Genomic DNA, 16,286 nt, shown 5'->3' with positions numbered 1-16,286 from the left:
ACCCGGCGTCATTATCAACACACTTTATTCTTAAGCCTTCCTGGCTGCACTCAAATTATTCTAAGTTCGGGAGGAACCTCAAAGACTACATTCTCTTCACGGCCAGGATGCTCGGCAACCACCTTGCCACCCAGCTCCCGCAGGCGCGCAATCACGTTTTGCACCAGCACCTCGGGGGCGGATGCGCCAGCAGTGACGCCGATCGCCTTCACGCCTTCCAGCCAGCTCGCCTCGATCATCGACGCATCGTCGATAAGATAGGCCCTGGCGCCCACCTTCTCGGCCAGCTCCCGCAGCCGGTTGGAGTTGGAGGAGTTGCGAGACCCCACCACCAGCATGGCGTCCACCAGCCCCGCCATCTCCCGCACCGCATCCTGACGGTTCTGGGTGGCGTAGCAGATATCGTCCTTGCGCGGCCCCTGGATCTTGGGGAAGTGCTTGCGCAGCGCATCGATGACGTCAGAGGTCTCATCCACGCTCAGAGTGGTCTGGGTGACGAAGCAGAGGTCATCCGGATTCTTCACCTTGAGCTTGGCCACATCTTCCGGCGTCTCCACCAGATACATGCCACCCTCACGGTTCTCGTACTGACCCATGGTGCCGATCACCTCGGGGTGGCCGGCATGACCGATAAGCACGGCTTCGGAGCCCTTGCGGCTGGCGCGATGCACCTCCATATGAACCTTGGTCACCAGCGGACAGGTGGCATCGAATACTTTGAGGGCGCGGGACTTGGCCATCTCGCGCACTGTCTTGGCCACGCCATGGGCAGAGAAGATGACGATGCTGTCATCCGGCACCTCGTCCAGCTCCTCGACGAAGACTGCGCCCGCCTCTTTCAGCTTGTTCACCACATACCGGTTATGCACCACTTCGTGGCGGACATAGATGGGGGCCCCGAACTTCTCCAGCGCGCTCTCGACAATGCTGATGGCGCGATCGACACCGGCGCAAAAACCGCGAGGGTTAGCGAGCAGAATATCCATTAATGCACCTTCTCCTCATCATCAACGCCCAGGATCTCCACCTCGAAGGTGACGGTATGACCGGCCAGCGGATGGTTGAAATCGACCGTCACCGACATTCCTGCTACCGCCCGGATGATGCCCGGCAGCTCGCTGCCATTGGGCTGATCGAACAGGATGATGGTGCCGACTTTTGGCTCCACTTCGGCGCCAAACTTGGCACGGTCGAGATGGTAGATATTGTCGGGATTGGAGAGACCAAAGGCCTCTTCCGGCGCCAGAGTAAAACTCTTGCTCTCCCCTTCGCACAGGCCCAGCAGACACTGCTCGAAGGTGGGGGTCAGGCTGCCATCGCCCATCCGCAGGCGGGCAGGTTTGCCGTGCAGCGCCGTGCTGTCGGCAACCGAGCCATCTTCCAGCTTGATGGAGAAGTGGAACAGCACGCTGCTGTTAGCGGTGATCTGCTGGCTCATGCCTGCTCCTTTTTCTCACCACGGAAACCGTCCAGCACGATCATGGCGGCCCCGATAAAGATAAAGCTGTCGGCCAGATTGAATGCCGGCCAGTGCGCACGCTGCCAGTAGAAGTCGAGGAAATCGACCACATGGCCCAACACCAGTCGATCAAAGACGTTGCCGAGGGCGCCGCCGATGATGAGTGAATAGGCGATACCGCTCCAACGCTGGGTCACCGACTGCTTGCGCAGCCAGTGGATCAGCAATCCACAGATGGCAAAAGCCAGCACCGCGAAGAACCAGCGCTGCCAGCCCCCCTGATCAGCCAGGAAGCTGAATGCGGCGCCCTTGTTGTAGACGTGAACCAGATTGAAGAAGGGGGTGATCTCCACCCCCGGGTAACCAAATGGCAGCAACTTGACCACGGCGAGCTTGCTCGCCTGGTCCAGTACAAAGGCCAGCACTGCCAGCCACAGCCAACGCAGGCCGCTTTTATGTTGAGTCATGTTCATCAGGCAAATTGACGCGTTTCGCCGTCACCCTCAACGTTGGTCACACAGCGACCACAGATCTCTTCGTGACCCGCGATGGTGCCCACATCTTCTACATGGTGCCAGCAGCGGTCGCACTTGGCGGCAGCAGACTGGGCCACGCTCAACCACAGGTCATCACGCTCGGTCGCCACAGAGCCTTCCGGCGCAGTGTCAGCCTCCACAACCTTGGCTTTGGAGGTGAGCAGCACGAAGCGCAGCTCATCAGCCAGGGCGTTCAGGCGTGCAGCCAGCTCCGGCTTGGCGAACAGGGTCAGTTCGGCCTGTAGGGAACCGCCGATACGCTTCTCGCCACGGGCCACTTCCAGCGCCTTGTTCACTTCACCACGCACGGTGAGGATCTCGGCCCAGAAATCGTCGTTGAGAGATTCACCCGCTTCCAGACCGAACAGGCCGTCGTACCACTCCTCGGTGAAGACGAACTCGCCGCGCTCGCCCGGCAGCAGGGCCCAGATTTCATCAGCGGTGAAGCTCATGATCGGCGCCATCCAGCGCACCATGGCCTCGGCAATGTGATAGAGGGCAGTCTGGCAGGAGCGACGGGCCAGGCTGTCAGCCTTGGCGGTGTACTGGCGATCCTTGATGACATCCAGATAGAAGGAGCCCATCTCGATGGAGCAGAACTGCATCAGCTTCTGAGTTACGCCGTGGAAGTTGTACTCGTCGAATGCAGCCATGATCTCGGCCTGTACCGCTTTGGCACGACCCACAGCCCAGCGATCCACCACTACCATGTCGGCAGGTGCCACCATGTCGGTCGCCGGATTGAAGCCGTTCAGGTTGGCCAGCAGGAAGCGGGCAGTATTGCGAATACGACGATAAGCGTCGGCAGAGCGCTTGAGGATCTCGTCGGAGACAGTCATCTCGCCGGTGTAGTCAGTGCTCGCTACCCACAGACGCAGGATGTCGGCACCCAGCTTGTTCATTACGTCTTGCGGGCTGACCACGTTGCCGATGGACTTGGACATCTTGCGACCCTGACCATCCACAGTGAAGCCGTGAGTCAGTACCTGGTTGTAGGGAGCCTTGTCTTTCATGGCCACGCCGATCATCAGGGAGGACATGAACCAGCCACGGTGCTGGTCAGAACCTTCCAGATACATGTCGGCCGGCTTGCCGTTGAACTCGGGACGGGCATCAACCACGGAAGCGTGGGTAGAACCGGAGTCAAACCAGACGTCGAGGGTGTCAGGCACCTTGTCGTACATGTCGGCATCGGCACCCAGCAGCTCCGCCTTGTCCAGATCCCACCATGCCTGAATGCCGGACTGCTCGACACGCTTGGCTACTTCGTGCATCAGGCGCACGGATTCCGGATGCAGTTCCTGGGTCTCTTTATGGACGAACAGAGAGATGGGCACCCCCCAGGTGCGCTGACGGGAGATACACCAGTCAGGACGGTTCTCGACCATCGCCTGAATGCGGTTTTTACCCCAGGCCGGTACCCAGCCGCTCTGGCCTTGCTGGGCAATACCGTCCTTCTCGATGCGCTCGATCTCTTCCAGTGCGCGCTTGCGCAGACCCTTCTGCTCCATGCTGATGAACCACTGTGGAGTAGCACGGAAGATGATAGGGGTCTTATGACGCCAGCAGTGCGGATAGGAGTGGTTGAACACCTTGTGATGCAACAGGGCGCCGCGCTCGGTCAGCACTTCGATCACGGAGGCGTTGGCCTTGAACACATGCTGACCGGCAAACAGTTCGGTATCCGGCAGGTAAACACCGTTGCTGCCAACCGGGTTGGCCACTTCCAGACCGTACTTCTGACCGACCACGAAGTCTTCCTGACCGTGGCCAGGGGCGGTGTGTACAGCGCCGGTACCGGCATCCAGGGTGACGTGGTCACCCAGTACCACCGGCACGTCGAAGCTGTAGAAGGGGTGGTTGAAGCGCAGCAGCTCGAGCGCGGCGCCCTTGGCGTAACCCAGATTGTGGAACTTCTCGATACCGGCGCGATCCATCACATCCTTGACCAGCTCGGCGGCCAGGATCAGACGCTCGGGATGCTCACCTTCAACCTGCACCAGTGCGTAATCCAGGTCGGCGTGCATGGCGATGGCGCGGTTGGCTGGCAGGGTCCACGGAGTGGTGGTCCAGATCACCGCAGAGATCGGGCCCTTGCCGGTGTGGCCTTCGGCGCAGTCAAACTTGGCGGCAACGGTCGCCTCATCAACGGCCTTGAAGCGCACATCGATGGAGGGAGAGTTCTTGTCGTAGTACTCCACTTCGGCTTCAGCCAGCGCGGAGCCGCAATCGGTACACCAGTGCACCGGCTTGGAACCTTTGTGCAGGTGACCGTTTTCAACGATCTTGGCCATGGAGCGGATGATGTTGGCTTCGGTGCCAAAATCCATGGTCAGGTAGGGGTGTTCCCAGTCACCCAGCACACCCAGACGGATGAAGTCGGTCTTCTGCGCTTCGATCTGGGTCTTGGCGTATTTGCGGCACTCGGCGCGGAATTCGGCAGCGGAAACCTTCTCGCCCGGCTTGCCGACCATGCCTTCCACTTTCAGTTCGATAGGCAGACCGTGGCAATCCCAACCCGGCACATAGGGGGAATCAAAACCGGAGAGGCCCTTGGACTTGATGATGATGTCTTTGAGGATCTTGTTGACCGAGTGACCGATGTGAATATTGCCGTTCGCATAGGGGGGGCCATCATGCAGAATGAAAGAAGGCTTGCCCGCTTTGGCGCGGCGAATAGCGCCGTAGAGATCCTGATCGTACCAACGTTTCAGCATGTTGGGTTCGCGCTTGGCCAGATCGCCACGCATCGGAAACTCGGTTTCCGGAAGATTCAGGGTGTGTTTATAGTCGCTCATCAGTCCTGGGTTCCCTTCTTTTCTAAAAGAGTGCTGGGTAAATTGAATTGTGGCAGCCCGAACCAGGCTCGGGCCGCCAGGGCATCTCGTTCGATCTGCTCTTTCAAGGCAGTGAAAGAGGCAAACTTCTGCTCTTCGCGCAGCTTGTGGCGAAGCAGCACCTTGACCTGCTGACCATATAGATCACCAGAAAAATCAAATAGATGTACTTCCAATCTGGCTTGTGTACCGCTCAAGGTCGGCCGTACACCCACATTGGCTACACCGGGGAAGGTCTTGCCGGAACATATCACTTCCACCGCAAACACGCCACCGACCGGGATCACCTGACGCTTGAGGGCCAGATTGGCGGTGGGAAAACCTATGGTGCGCCCCAGCTTGTCGCCGTGGGCCACCCGGCCGCTGATGGTGTAGGGGCGGCCGAGCATCAGCTCCACCTCCGCCATGCGGCCCGCCTTGAGGGCTTCACGCACCAAGGTGCTGCTGACCCGCTGCCGTTCGAGCTGGAAGCTCTGGGTACTGATCACCTCGAAGCCGAAGCGATGGCCCGCCTCCTCCAGCAGGTGGAAGTCCCCTTCCCGCCCCTTGCCGAAGCGAAAATCGTCGCCGACCACCAGATAGCGCACTCCGAGCTTCTCGACCAGCAGCCGCTCGATGAAGGTCGAGGCCGCCTGCTCGGCAAAGCGGTGGCTGAAGCGCACACAGAGCATGCGGTCGATATGCAGCCCCTGCAGCGCTTCGTACTTCTCCCGCAACCGGCTCAGCCGGGCGGGCGCAGCCGTGCCGGCAAACAGCTCCAGCGGCTGCGGCTCAAACAGCATGACGCAGGCGGGCAATCCCAGCTGGGCCGCTTTCTCCTTGAGACGTGCCAATACCGCATGGTGACCCTGATGAACCCCATCAAAGTTGCCAATGGTTAATACACATCCCCGGTGACGGGGCTTGAGATTGTGAATGCCGCGAATAAGCTCCATCAGTGCCTTGTGCGTTGCTGCCATGGAAATCGGCGGATTATATATCAGGCAGCAGGCAGGGTCAGCCCTCATAGCCTGATTTCAACTATCCGGGCCCAATCACGCTCCTTGGCGGCGCCATGAGGCACTATCCCCATGGCGCTGCAGGATCACGACTACTACTGCCCCGATTTAAGGTGACGCGGCCGAATGCCCAGCAGTAGCAACACCACGGCATAGACCGCAGCCCCCAGCGACAGCAGCATGGTCAGCTGCAAACTGGCCTTGCCCATGCTCCATGCACCCCACTGGGCCAGATCCGGCGACAGATAGGCGAGCACGCCTCCCATCAGCACGCTGGCGACCAGCAGCTTGAGGCAGAACACACCGGTATGGCGGGAGGGACGATAGACGCTCTGCTGGTACAACCCCTTGAACAGCAAGGCCGCATTCAGAGTACCCGAGCAGGCGGTCGAGAGCGCCAACCCCACGTAACCGAGCGGGTAGATGAAAATGAGGTTGCAAACCATGTTGGCAATCATCGACATCACCCCGATCCGCACCGGCGTCTTGGTGTCCTGACGGGCATAGTAACCGGGCGCCAGCACCTTGATCAGCATCAGGGAGAGCAGACCGGTAGTGGAGGCCAGCAGGCTCGCGCTCGACATGCTCACTTCATGCAGGCCGAACTCGCCGCGCATGAACAGCACTCGCAAAATGGGCTCGCGCATCACCGCAATGCCTATCATGGCGGGCAGGCCGAGCAGCATTACCATCCGCACCCCCCAATCCATGGTGCGGGAGAAGTCGGCCGGATCGGCATCCACATGCTTCTTCGCCAGCGCAGGCAGGATCACGGTACTGATGGCCACAGCAAACAGACCGAGGGGGAACTCCAGCAGGCGATCAGAGTAGTAGAGATAACTGATGGCACCGGTCGCCAAAAACGAAGCCAGCATGGTGTTGACCAGCAGGTTGATCTGGCTGACCGATACCCCGAACAGGGCGGGGATCATTAGGGTGCGGATCTTCACCACCCCAGGGTGATTCCATCCCCACTTGGGCCATACCAGCATGTTGATTTGGCGCAAAAAGGGATACTGGAACAAAAACTGCACCAAACCGCCCAAAAAGACACCAATCGCCAGCGAGATCTCAGGTTTGTCCATCAGTGGCGCAATCCACCAGGCCGCCGCAATCATGGTGACGTTGAGAAACACCGGCGTAAACGACGAGACCGCAAAGCGGCCGAAGGTATTGAGGATGGCCCCCGCCATGGCGGTAAAGGTGATGAACCAGAGGTAGGGGAAGGTGATTTTGAGCATCAGACTGGCGAGCTCGAACTTCTCGGCCGCGGGGCCACCGTGCAGCCAATCCCAGAACCAGCCCCAGCCAAACAGCGCGGTCAGCACACCCGACCCCAGCACCCCGAGCAGGGTGACCACAGTCACTATCCCCCCCAGCGTGCCCGCAACCGCCGCCAGCAATTCACGCACTTCCCCCTCGTCGCCATTTTTCTTGTACTCCGTCATCACGGGAACAAAGGCCTGGTTGAAGGCACCTTCGGCGAACAGGCGACGCAGAAAGTTGGGAATGCGATTGGCAAAAAAGAAGACGTCGGCGGCCACCCCGGCACCGAGCAGATTTGCGATGACCACATCGCGAACCAAGCCCATTACGCGGGATGCCAGCGTCATTCCGGACACTATCATGCCGGATTTGATCAATTTCTTACTCAAGACGAGGCCTCTGGAACTGTCAGAATGAAAAGAATGCTGCTAGAATCGGCCGACAGTTTAACCGTCTCCCTACTGACACACCACCGGGAGGCGGTGTTTATTTGCACAAATCATTTGACAATATGTGGTTGGAAGGGCATATTTCCGGGCCTTTTCAATACACTCGCTAAGACAGTTTTAGGAGTTTTACCTTGGCTAACATCAAATCTGCTAAGAAGCGCGCTCTTCAGTCAGAAAAACGCCGTCAGCACAACGCCAGCCGTCGTTCCATGACCCGTACCTACCTGAAGAAAGTCATTGCTGCTATCGCCTCTGGCGACAAAGCTGCTGCGACTGCCGCTTTCGCTGTTGCTCAGCCGATCATGGATCGTATGGCGACCAAAGGCCTGATCCACAAGAACAAAGCTGCTCGTCACAAGAGCCGCCTGTCTGCCCAGATCAAAGCTATGGCTTAATCAGCTTCTGCTGATCAAAGCTGAAAAAACCGGCCTTAGTGCCGGTTTTTTATTTATCTGCGCTGCAATAAAGTCGATGCAGCAAACTGATCATTTCACGCACCTCATGGCTGCGCAGCGAATAGTAGACCGTCTGAGCCTCTTTGCGCGTCGTCACCAGCTCATCCCGCCGCAGCAGCGCCAGATGCTGTGACAAGGCCGACTGACTCAATCCCAACCGCTCGTTGAGCTCCCCCACTGACAGTTCGCGCTCCAGCAACTGGCACAGAATAAACAGCCGCCGCTCGTTGGCCAGCGCCTTGAGCAAGGCCACCGCTTTACTCGCATTGGCTTCCATCTCTTCAAGTTGCATCACATCTCTCCTCTACCACTCATCGCCGATGATACGTGGTGACGGGTCGTTTTAAAACGACAGGGTGGCCGGCTGGATGGCGGAGAAGTTCTCCTGGCCGGAAAAGAGAAAGGTAAAATCGCTCTCACAGACCCGCTTCACCGCCGGATGCTGGATCATCCGCTCGGCGAAGATGACGTAATACTCCTCCATCAGATCCTGGGTCTCTCCGATCAGCATCACCCCCTCCCCCTCGAGGATCTCCTCCCGATAGATGGTAGGAGCCATGAAGATGCCCTGATTGAAGAAGCCAAACGCCTTCATCAAAGCGGCATCATCAAACTCGCCAAGAATGCTGGGGGAGACACCCTGCTGCTCGAACCACTGGGTCAGCTGACGCCCCATGGCAGTACGGCGACCGGGGATCAGTAGCTTGCGCTCTTCCAGACAGGCGGGAAAGGGCTTTTCGGGCAGCGGCGCCTTGCAGAAGAAGCTGACGCCACAGCCTCCCAGCCGTTTGGAGAGCAGGCCCGCATGCTGGCTGGAGTCCACCGGACAGTCGGAGAGGATCATGTCGAGCTTGTGCTCGCTCAGCTGCTCCAGCAGCAGTTCATGGGTCGATTCGAAACAGCGCAGATGGATGGAACCATCATTGGGGATGACAGAGAGAAGCACGCGGCTGGCAAGGCGCTTGGAGAGGGCATCGGCGATGCCGACGTCGAACAGGATCTGGCTCTCCTTGCGGTAGTTGACGATATCGAGCATCTCGTAGGAGAGGCTGAACATCTTGTCGGCATAGCGAAACACCAGCTGGCCCAGCTCGGTCGCCTCAAGAGAGCGCCCCTTGCGTTTGAGCAGCTTGCCCCCGAGGCGCTGCTCCAGCAGCTTGATCTGACCGGTGACGGTTTGCGGGGTCAAAAAAAGGGCTTCCGCTGCCTGGGTAACGGAGCCCTTCTTCTGAGTCATCCAGAAATAGTAGAGATGGTTGTAGTTAAGGTGTGACATCCGATGGGGTTCCCGCTTGACGCGGACTCCGGTAGCAGCTGAGTTCAACCGCCAGAATGTCATACATGTCGCTAACCGAGTCAACCTTGTTCGCGCCAAACTGCTCCATCAGACTGGCCTTGAGGCGTGCCTTGTCCGGCATCCGGTCAGCGCAATAACGCTTGTTGGAACGCTTGACCATCTCGCCAGCCCGGCTGCTCAGCGCCCGCTCGGAGAAGGTCTCGCCAAAGCGCGCCTTGGCCTGCTTGTCCCCCAGCAGCAGGGCGCTGTCTACCACCCCGTTGAGATAGGCAGAGCAGTTCGCCGAAGTGGCGTCCTGCTTGCAATCCTCCAGCCCGCCGGCCCATGCCGCGGGGCTCAACAACAGCATCAACAACCCTGTATGCAGCTTCATAGTCCCTCCGTACTCTGTTCCCCTTCACCCTTGGGAAGGGCCATGCGCAAGGCCAGATAGCCGACTACCGCCGCCATGGTGGAGCCCACCAGGATCCCGAGGCGAGAGTAGCTGCCGTAATCCAGCCCACCGTGCTCGAAGGCGAGAGACGCGATAAACATCGACATGGTGAACCCGATGCCACAGAGGATGCTGACCGCAAAAATCTGCTTGAAGTTGACCCCGGGCGGCAACTGGGCGATGCCCAGCTTGACCGACAGCCAGCTGATGGTGAACACCCCGAGCGGCTTGCCGATAAACAGCCCCAGCATGATCCCCATAGGCACCGGACTCAGCAGGGAGGAGAGACCAATCCCTTCCAGCGATACCCCGGCGTTGGCAAAGGCAAACAGCGGCAGGATCAGATAGGCACTCCAGGGGTGCAACTTGTGCTCCAGATACTTGAGCGGCGAGGCGTAACGCTTGCCGTTAAGCGGGACCATAAAACCGACTACCACACCGGCCAGGGTCGCATGAACGCCAGACTTGAGCACCGCAACCCAGAGCACCAGGCCAACCAGCATGTAGAGGCTGATCCTGTCCTCACCACGGCGATTCATCCAAAGCAGGGTGAGGGTTGCCAGAATACCGATGGCCAGCGCCTCCAGCGACAGCTGCTGGGTATAGAAAAGCGCGATGATGATGATAACACCCAAGTCATCCATGATGGCCAGCGCCAACAGGAATACCTTGAGGCTCACCGGCACCCGCTTGCCGAGCAGCGCCATCACCCCGAGGGCAAAGGCGATGTCGGTCGCAGCCGGGATCGCCCAGCCAGCGCGCGCCACTTCATCCGAATAGTTGAAAAAGGCGTAGATCAAGGCCGGAGCCAGCATGCCGCCCACCGCCGCGATGGCCGGGAAGGTCGCCTGAACCCTGGTCGAGAGCGCCCCTTCCAGCATCTCTCGTTTCACTTCCAAGCCAACCAGCAGGAAGAAGATCGCCATGAAGCCATCGTTGATCCAGAGCAGCAGCGGCTTGTTGATGTCGAGGGCCGCAATGCGCACTTGCACCGGGGTGTCGAGAAACGCCTGATACCCGCCAGCCAGCGCGGTATTGGCTAAAATCATTGCCAGCATGGCAGCCATGATCAGAATAATTCCGGAGGCGGCCTCCAGCTTCAGGAACTTTTTGATTACGTCACTCATGGTTAATTTTTCCACAAAATTACTTGAATTTAAGTCTATAGCCTGCAACAACCAATGGAAAATCGTTTCTTGCAGCCAAAAACCTCGGAAAAATCGAAAGCAAAATAGAACTGGCCTACCTAGAACAGATTTTGCCTGCGTCATATTCACAACTAAGTTAGCCAATAATGAGATTTTTAAATGTTTTTATATATAAAAAAAGGCGCCTCATGGCGCCTTTCTGTCAGATGGCGACGGGCGCCTTGATGCCGGGGTGGGGGTCATAACCCTCGATCTCGAAATCCTCGAACTTGTAGTCGAAGATGGAGTCAGGTTTGCGCTTGATCACCAGGGTCGGCAGCGGGCGCGGCTCGCGGGAGAGCTGCAGAGCTGTCTGCTCCATGTGGTTGGAGTAGAGGTGCACATCACCGCCAGTCCAGACGAAGTCACCCACTTCCAGATTGCACTGCTGGGCCATCATGTGGGTCAGCAGGGCGTAGCTGGCGATGTTGAACGGCAAGCCGAGGAACACATCGCAACTGCGCTGGTAGAGCTGGCAGGAGAGCTTGCCGTCCGCCACATAGAACTGGAAGAAGGCGTGGCAGGGAGCCAGCGCCATCTTGTCCAGTTCGCCCACGTTCCAGGCGGATACGATGATGCGGCGCGAATCAGGGTTGTGCTTGATGTCATCCACCGCCTTCTGGATCTGGTCGATGACAGACCCGTCGGCCGCAGGCCAGGAGCGCCACTGCGCGCCGTAAACCGGCCCCAGATCGCCATTCTCGTCGGCCCACTCATCCCAGATGCTGACGCCATTTTCCTTCAGATAGGCGGTATTGGTATCGCCATTGAGGAACCAGAGCAGCTCGTGAATGATGGAGCGCAGGTGGCACTTCTTGGTGGTTACCAGCGGGAACCCCTCCGCCAGATTGAAGCGCATCTGATGGCCGAACAGGGAGACAGTACCGGTGCCGGTACGGTCAGACTTGACGGTCCCCTCATCGAGGATTTTCTGCATCAGGTCGAGATAAGCTCGCATTATTTCGCCTCCTTCACGGCATTACCGAACAACTGCGGACGCTTGTAGGCGGCCCAGATCATCAGGGCTCCGGCGATAATCATCGGGGTGGAGAGGATCTGGCCCATGCTGATCTCCTGGAAGTAGAGACCGAGCTGGCTGTCCGGTTGGCGCACAAACTCCACCAGGAAGCGGAACAGGCCGTAGAACAGCAGGAACATGCCGGAGATGGCACCGCGCGGCGGATTCTTGCGCCAGAACAGGTTGAGGATGATGAACAGCACCACCCCTTCCAGTGCGAACTGGTAGAGCTGGGAGGGATGACGCGGCTCGGGGCCGGCCTCCGGGAAGATGATGGCCCAGGGCACATCGGTGACCCGGCCCCACAGCTCGCCGTTGAGGAAGTTGCCGATCCGGCCGACGCCGAGACCAAACGGAATGAGCGGTGCCACAAAGTCGGCCACGGTGAAGAAGTGGCGCTTGGTCTTGTGGGCAAACCAGATCATCGCGGTGATCACCCCGATCAGACCACCGTGGAACGACATACCGCCGGTCCAGATCTTGAACAGGTAGGTGGGATCCGCGAGGAAGAGATCGAAGTTGTAGAACAGCACGTAACCGACACGGCCACCGAGGATCACCCCGAGGAAACCGTAAAACAGCAGATCCGACACTTCGTTGCGGGTCCAGCCGCTGTTCGGTGCATCGGCGCGACGGCCAGCCAGCCACATGGCAAAAGCGAAACCGAACAGGTACATGAGACCATACCAGCGTACCGATAGTGGTCCCAAACTGAATGCTACGGGATCAATCTGCGAGAAAACCCAATATCCATCGTGCTGCATATGCGGCCCCAGTCAAAATAAAAGCCGCATTTTCCGATCATTCGTCAGCAGGGACAAGGCATGATTATCAATCACTCTGTTTCGATTTATGACCGGCTCGCAGCAAACCGCCCAAACCATGCTCCTCCAGATAGCGGGCAAACAGGCCGCGCAGTACATGGGGGTTGTCATGTTTGAGGCCATCGGCCATCAGTTCGGTCAACTCGCTCAGGGTGGATTGACGCAGCACGTACTTAATCCGGGCGATGTTGTGGGTGTTCATACTGAAGCGGCGATAGCCCATGGCCAGCAGCAGCAATACACCGACCGGATCACCTGCCAGCTCGCCACACACCGACACCGGCTTCTGGTAGCGGTGGGAGGCATCAACCAGCTGTTGCAGGGCGCGGATCACCGCAGGATGGAAGGCATCGTAGATATTGGCAACCCGGGAATTGTTGCGATCTACCGCCAGCAGGTACTGGGTCAGGTCATTGCTGCCCACCGACCAGAAGTCGATGAGCGGCGCCATCTCCGGCAAGATAAAGAGGGCTGAGGGCACCTCGATCATCACCCCGAGGCTGGGGTAGCGGATCACCGCATCGCGGCTCGCCGCCTCTTCCGACACCTCTCGCCACGCCTGATCCAGCAGACGACGGGAGGCTTTGATTTCGCTGACGCTGCTGATCATCGGCAGCATGATGGCCAGATTGTCCAGCCCTTCACTAGCCCTCAGCATCGCTTTGAGCTGCACCAGAAACAGTTCGGGGTGATCCAGGGTGATCCGGATCCCCCGCCAGCCAAGGAAGGGGTTTTCCTCGACGATGGGGAAATAGGGTAACGGCTTGTCGCCGCCCACATCCAGCGTCCGCATGCAGACCGGCCGGTTGCGGTAGGTCTCCAGAATGCCGCGATAGCGGGCAGTTTGTTCCCACTCCGAGGGGAAGCTCTCCTGCAGCATAAAGGGGATCTCGGTGCGATAGAGACCGACCCCGTCCGCCAGCTGATTGAGGGAGATCTCGGTATCGGCGCTGAGACCGGCGTTGAGCAGCAGGGAGACCTTGGTGCCGTCGGCCGTCTCGGATGGCAGGTTGTCGGCACTGCGCACCAGGGTATCGAGTGCCCGCTCTTCATTGAGCAACTGACGATACTCGGTCAGGATCACCTGATTGGGTTCGATGAAGAGATCGCCGCTGTAGCCATCGACGACCAGCATGCGACCGCCGATGTCGCCAAGAGGCAGATCCACCCCCATGATGGCGGCAACCCCCATGGCACGGGCCAGAATAGCCGCGTGGGAGTTGGTCCCCCCCTTGAGCGATACCACCCCGGTCAGATACTCGCGAGGTACTTCTGCCAGAATGGTGGCGGTCACCTCATCGGCAACCAGCACCACCGGCTCACCGATGGAGATATGTTCCGGTTCATTCTGCACCAGTCGGCTGATCAGCCGCTGGGCAATATCCTTCACGTCGGTGGAGCGCTCCTGCAGGTAGGGATCCTTCATCCCCTTGAACTGCTCGATCAAGCGATCGCTGATCAGCTTGACCGCAGATACCGCAGTCCAGTGCTCCTTGCTCACCTTGTTGCGAATGGGCTTGATATAGCCTGGATCGTTCAGCAGATGGAGGTAGATATCGAAAATCGCCACCGAATCCTGGCTGTAGCTCTCGCGAAAACGCAGCGCCAGACTCTCCAAGTCGTGACGCACTTCCTCAACCGCCAGCTCCAGCCGCGCCAGCTGGCTGGCATGGTCTTCATCCTTGCGCGGGGTAATGGACGAGAGCGCCTTGCGGGGCCGCCACACCCAGGCCTTAGCCATGGCAATGCCGCTGGCACCGGCAATACCGCGCAGCGGCTTGCTCCAGTCGGTCTTCTGCAACCACCCCTTGGCTTGCGCCTGAGCGATCCGCGCCGCCAGCTGGGCCGCCAGGGTGACCATGAAGGACTCTTCCCCCTCATCAAAGCGGCGGCTCTCCTTCTGCTGCACCACCAGAATGCCGACCACCTGACGCTGATGCATGATGGGTGCGCCTAGGAAGGAGCGAAATGCCTCTTCGGCCACATCGGGCAGGAATTTGAAACTGGGATGCGCGGGGGCATCAGCCAGGTTGATCAGCTCTTCCCGCTGACCCACCAGACCGACGATGCCCTGCTCGTAGGGCAGGGTCACCTTGCCGACTGCGGACGGGGCCAAGCCGTCGGTAGCCGCCAGGCGATAGCGGCGCACCTCGGGTTCCGAGACATAGACGGAGCAGCAGTCCACTGCCATGGCGTGCCGGGTCTGGCTCACCAATGCTTGCAAGGCCTGCTCGAGGGTATTGGCCTCGGCCATGCTCTCGACGATACGTCTCAGTTCCGTTAACAACTAATCTGTGCTCCTTAACGGGCGCGATTGCGTCGCCCATCCTTCTTGTTGACCTGCACTGCCGGCACTGGCATCGCCAGCGGGGCAAACTCTTTCATGACCCGGCGGTAAACCTCCCGCTTGAATGAGACGACCTGACGCACCGGGTACCAGAAGCTGACCCAACGCCAGTCGTCAAATTCGGGATGGCCATGACAGCCGAACTGGATCCGCGACTCCTTGCCCGAATTCAGCTGTAACAGGAACCATTTTTGTTTTTGGCCAATACAGACCGGTGAACTGTCCCAGCGGACAAGACGTTTGGGTAAACGGTACTTTAGCCAGTTACGACTGGTGGCCATGATGGTCACATCTTCGGGCTTGAGGCCAATCTCCTCATACAGCTCGCGATACATGGCCTGCTCTGGCGTTTCACCATCATCAACCCCCCCCTGCGGAAACTGCCAGGAGTGCTGCCCATAGCGTTTAGCCCACAACACTTGTCCTTCACGGTTACAGATCACGATACCGACATTGGGACGAAATCCGTCGCCATCAATCACGTGATCACCTTATAAAGGCTGAATCTATAAGGAGATTGTTCCACATTCACTCCGTGGCAGCAAACAAGGAGTGAATCCCCTGTTTCATGAATAACTTTCAATTTCAAACATACTTATAAACAAATACAAGGATCCGCGCCCCCAAGTTGCCCACCCAGGCTGTGCATAAAGCTGTTAGCAAACGGGTATATACAGTACTTTTTAACTGTACGCGAAAAGTGCCCCTCCGTATCACCACGTGACATAAAATATAAAAAATCATTATTTTTTATAAACTTGAGATAAAACAACTGGATCTAGATCCATGTTCCCCCAAGAGCCAGATCCATGATCCGGATTGTGAACAAGTTCAACTGCTCAAAGATCCACCGAGGCGAAATTATCCACAGGAGTGGCACAATATCTACCCCGTTTAGCCTGTAAAAATGGGGTGGCATTCACAATTTTTTGTAACATATCAGCGACTCCACCCACTTTCATCCACTTATCCAAGATTTCTGTGGATAACTGTGTGTAACATCATGCACAAACCCTTGGACAACTATTTAGAGGTCAAACCAGACCTGGCTTACTGCTCGATAAAACAGACAAAATCCTTTAAAATCATAATGATGAACTGATAGCCCCCAAATTCTCTGCATTTGATCTTATCCACTCAGGATCGGTTATAAAAACAGCGATCCTTCTCGGGATCCTCC

General features: G+C 58.1%; 15 protein-coding genes. 1 reads left to right on the top strand and 14 read right to left on the bottom strand.

The features are described 5' to 3' along the window. Nucleotides 1-50: 50 nt before the first annotated feature. The 6 genes from ispH to murJ all read right to left on the bottom strand — a co-directional run bounded on the left by ispH (nucleotide 51) and on the right by murJ (nucleotide 7,485). Nucleotides 51-986: a 4-hydroxy-3-methylbut-2-enyl diphosphate reductase gene (gene ispH, locus I6L46_RS19955; RefSeq protein WP_058057986.1), complete on the bottom strand. Its 936-nt coding sequence runs from the start codon at nucleotides 984-986 to the stop codon at nucleotides 51-53. Next, nucleotides 986-1,438, bottom strand: a complete 453-nt coding sequence (gene fkpB, locus I6L46_RS19950) for an FKBP-type peptidyl-prolyl cis-trans isomerase (RefSeq protein ID WP_005340448.1) — start codon at nucleotides 1,436-1,438, stop codon at nucleotides 986-988. Before fkpB ends, ispH begins: the two co-directional genes overlap by 1 nt. Then, entirely contained in the window at nucleotides 1,435-1,932 is a 498-nt protein-coding gene (gene lspA / locus I6L46_RS19945) for a signal peptidase II (protein WP_005340447.1), read from the bottom strand. The genes fkpB and lspA overlap by 4 nt, the downstream gene beginning before the upstream one ends. Continuing rightward, nucleotides 1,932-4,793, bottom strand: coding sequence for an isoleucine--tRNA ligase (ileS, locus tag I6L46_RS19940; RefSeq protein ID WP_216976883.1), 2,862 nt, complete (start codon nucleotides 4,791-4,793; stop codon nucleotides 1,932-1,934). The genes lspA and ileS overlap by 1 nt, the downstream gene beginning before the upstream one ends. Then, nucleotides 4,793-5,767, bottom strand: a complete 975-nt coding sequence (gene ribF, locus I6L46_RS19935) for a bifunctional riboflavin kinase/FAD synthetase (protein WP_216978076.1) — start codon at nucleotides 5,765-5,767, stop codon at nucleotides 4,793-4,795. Before ribF ends, ileS begins: the two co-directional genes overlap by 1 nt. A 158-nt stretch (nucleotides 5,768-5,925) precedes the next feature. Further along, complete coding sequence (gene murJ / locus I6L46_RS19930) at nucleotides 5,926-7,485, bottom strand: murein biosynthesis integral membrane protein MurJ (RefSeq protein ID WP_216976881.1); 1,560 nt, start codon at nucleotides 7,483-7,485, stop codon at nucleotides 5,926-5,928. Between the two features lie 191 nt (nucleotides 7,486-7,676). On the opposite strand from murJ, the gene rpsT reads away from it, so the two are divergent. Next, nucleotides 7,677-7,940 carry a 30S ribosomal protein S20 gene (rpsT, locus tag I6L46_RS19925; RefSeq protein WP_005308808.1) on the top strand — a complete coding sequence of 88 codons (264 nt, stop codon included), beginning with the start codon at nucleotides 7,677-7,679 and terminating at the stop codon, nucleotides 7,938-7,940. A 49-nt stretch (nucleotides 7,941-7,989) separates the two neighbouring features. On the opposite strand, the gene I6L46_RS19920 is transcribed toward rpsT, so the two are convergent. From I6L46_RS19920 to rppH, 8 genes are all read right to left on the bottom strand, one after another. Next, the gene (locus I6L46_RS19920) at nucleotides 7,990-8,292 is read right to left on the bottom strand and encodes a metalloregulator ArsR/SmtB family transcription factor (protein ID WP_013724128.1); all 303 of its coding nucleotides are present in this window, start codon (nucleotides 8,290-8,292) and stop codon (nucleotides 7,990-7,992) included. A 51-nt stretch (nucleotides 8,293-8,343) separates the two neighbouring features. Continuing rightward, nucleotides 8,344-9,276 (bottom strand): transcriptional activator NhaR, encoded by a 933-nt coding sequence (nhaR, locus tag I6L46_RS19915; RefSeq protein WP_005340434.1) that lies wholly within the window; start codon nucleotides 9,274-9,276, stop codon nucleotides 8,344-8,346. Then, nucleotides 9,263-9,670 (bottom strand): hypothetical protein, encoded by a 408-nt coding sequence (locus I6L46_RS19910; protein ID WP_005348920.1) that lies wholly within the window; start codon nucleotides 9,668-9,670, stop codon nucleotides 9,263-9,265. The genes nhaR and I6L46_RS19910 overlap by 14 nt, the downstream gene beginning before the upstream one ends. Continuing rightward, nucleotides 9,667-10,857, bottom strand: coding sequence for a Na+/H+ antiporter NhaA (gene nhaA, locus I6L46_RS19905; protein ID WP_151286214.1), 1,191 nt, complete (start codon nucleotides 10,855-10,857; stop codon nucleotides 9,667-9,669). The genes I6L46_RS19910 and nhaA overlap by 4 nt, the downstream gene beginning before the upstream one ends. Before the next feature lie 223 nt (nucleotides 10,858-11,080). Beyond that, complete coding sequence (gene thyA / locus I6L46_RS19900) at nucleotides 11,081-11,875, bottom strand: thymidylate synthase (protein ID WP_005340427.1); 795 nt, start codon at nucleotides 11,873-11,875, stop codon at nucleotides 11,081-11,083. Then, nucleotides 11,875-12,699, bottom strand: a complete 825-nt coding sequence (gene lgt / locus I6L46_RS19895; RefSeq protein ID WP_031227775.1) for a prolipoprotein diacylglyceryl transferase — start codon at nucleotides 12,697-12,699, stop codon at nucleotides 11,875-11,877. The genes thyA and lgt overlap by 1 nt, the downstream gene beginning before the upstream one ends. A 67-nt stretch (nucleotides 12,700-12,766) precedes the next feature. Further along, nucleotides 12,767-15,046 carry a phosphoenolpyruvate--protein phosphotransferase gene (gene ptsP / locus I6L46_RS19890; RefSeq protein WP_157161488.1) on the bottom strand — a complete coding sequence of 760 codons (2,280 nt, stop codon included), beginning with the start codon at nucleotides 15,044-15,046 and terminating at the stop codon, nucleotides 12,767-12,769. 14 nt (nucleotides 15,047-15,060) lie between these two features. After that, on the bottom strand, nucleotides 15,061-15,588 hold the full coding sequence (gene rppH, locus I6L46_RS19885; RefSeq protein WP_005340421.1) for an RNA pyrophosphohydrolase: 528 nt from the start codon (nucleotides 15,586-15,588) through the stop codon (nucleotides 15,061-15,063). Nucleotides 15,589-16,286 lie beyond the last annotated feature (698 nt).

The sequence above is a fragment of the Aeromonas sp. FDAARGOS 1416 genome (assembly GCF_019048085.1).
Lineage (GTDB): Bacteria > Pseudomonadota > Gammaproteobacteria > Enterobacterales > Aeromonadaceae > Aeromonas > Aeromonas veronii.
Note: the sequence above shows the minus strand (reverse complement) of the source record. Positions and strands in the feature narration are given on the sequence as shown.

Bases quoted from the DNA above. Each gene is read 5' to 3' on its own strand.
- ispH (WP_058057986.1), bottom strand. From the start codon at position 986: ATGGATATTCTGCTCGCTAACCCTCGCGGTTTTTGCGCCGGTGTCGAT.
- fkpB (WP_005340448.1), bottom strand. From the start codon at position 1,438: ATGAGCCAGCAGATCACCGCTAACAGCAGCGTGCTGTTCCACTTCTCC.
- lspA (WP_005340447.1), bottom strand. From the start codon at position 1,932: ATGAACATGACTCAACATAAAAGCGGCCTGCGTTGGCTGTGGCTGGCA.
- ileS (WP_216976883.1), bottom strand. From the start codon at position 4,793: ATGAGCGACTATAAACACACCCTGAATCTTCCGGAAACCGAGTTTCCG.
- ribF (WP_216978076.1), bottom strand. From the start codon at position 5,767: ATGGAGCTTATTCGCGGCATTCACAATCTCAAGCCCCGTCACCGGGGA.
- I6L46_RS19920 (WP_013724128.1), bottom strand. From the start codon at position 8,292: ATGCAACTTGAAGAGATGGAAGCCAATGCGAGTAAAGCGGTGGCCTTG.
- nhaR (WP_005340434.1), bottom strand. From the start codon at position 9,276: ATGTCACACCTTAACTACAACCATCTCTACTATTTCTGGATGACTCAG.
- I6L46_RS19910 (WP_005348920.1), bottom strand. From the start codon at position 9,670: ATGAAGCTGCATACAGGGTTGTTGATGCTGTTGTTGAGCCCCGCGGCA.
- nhaA (WP_151286214.1), bottom strand. From the start codon at position 10,857: ATGAGTGACGTAATCAAAAAGTTCCTGAAGCTGGAGGCCGCCTCCGGA.
- thyA (WP_005340427.1), bottom strand. From the start codon at position 11,875: ATGCGAGCTTATCTCGACCTGATGCAGAAAATCCTCGATGAGGGGACC.
- lgt (WP_031227775.1), bottom strand. From the start codon at position 12,699: ATGCAGCACGATGGATATTGGGTTTTCTCGCAGATTGATCCCGTAGCA.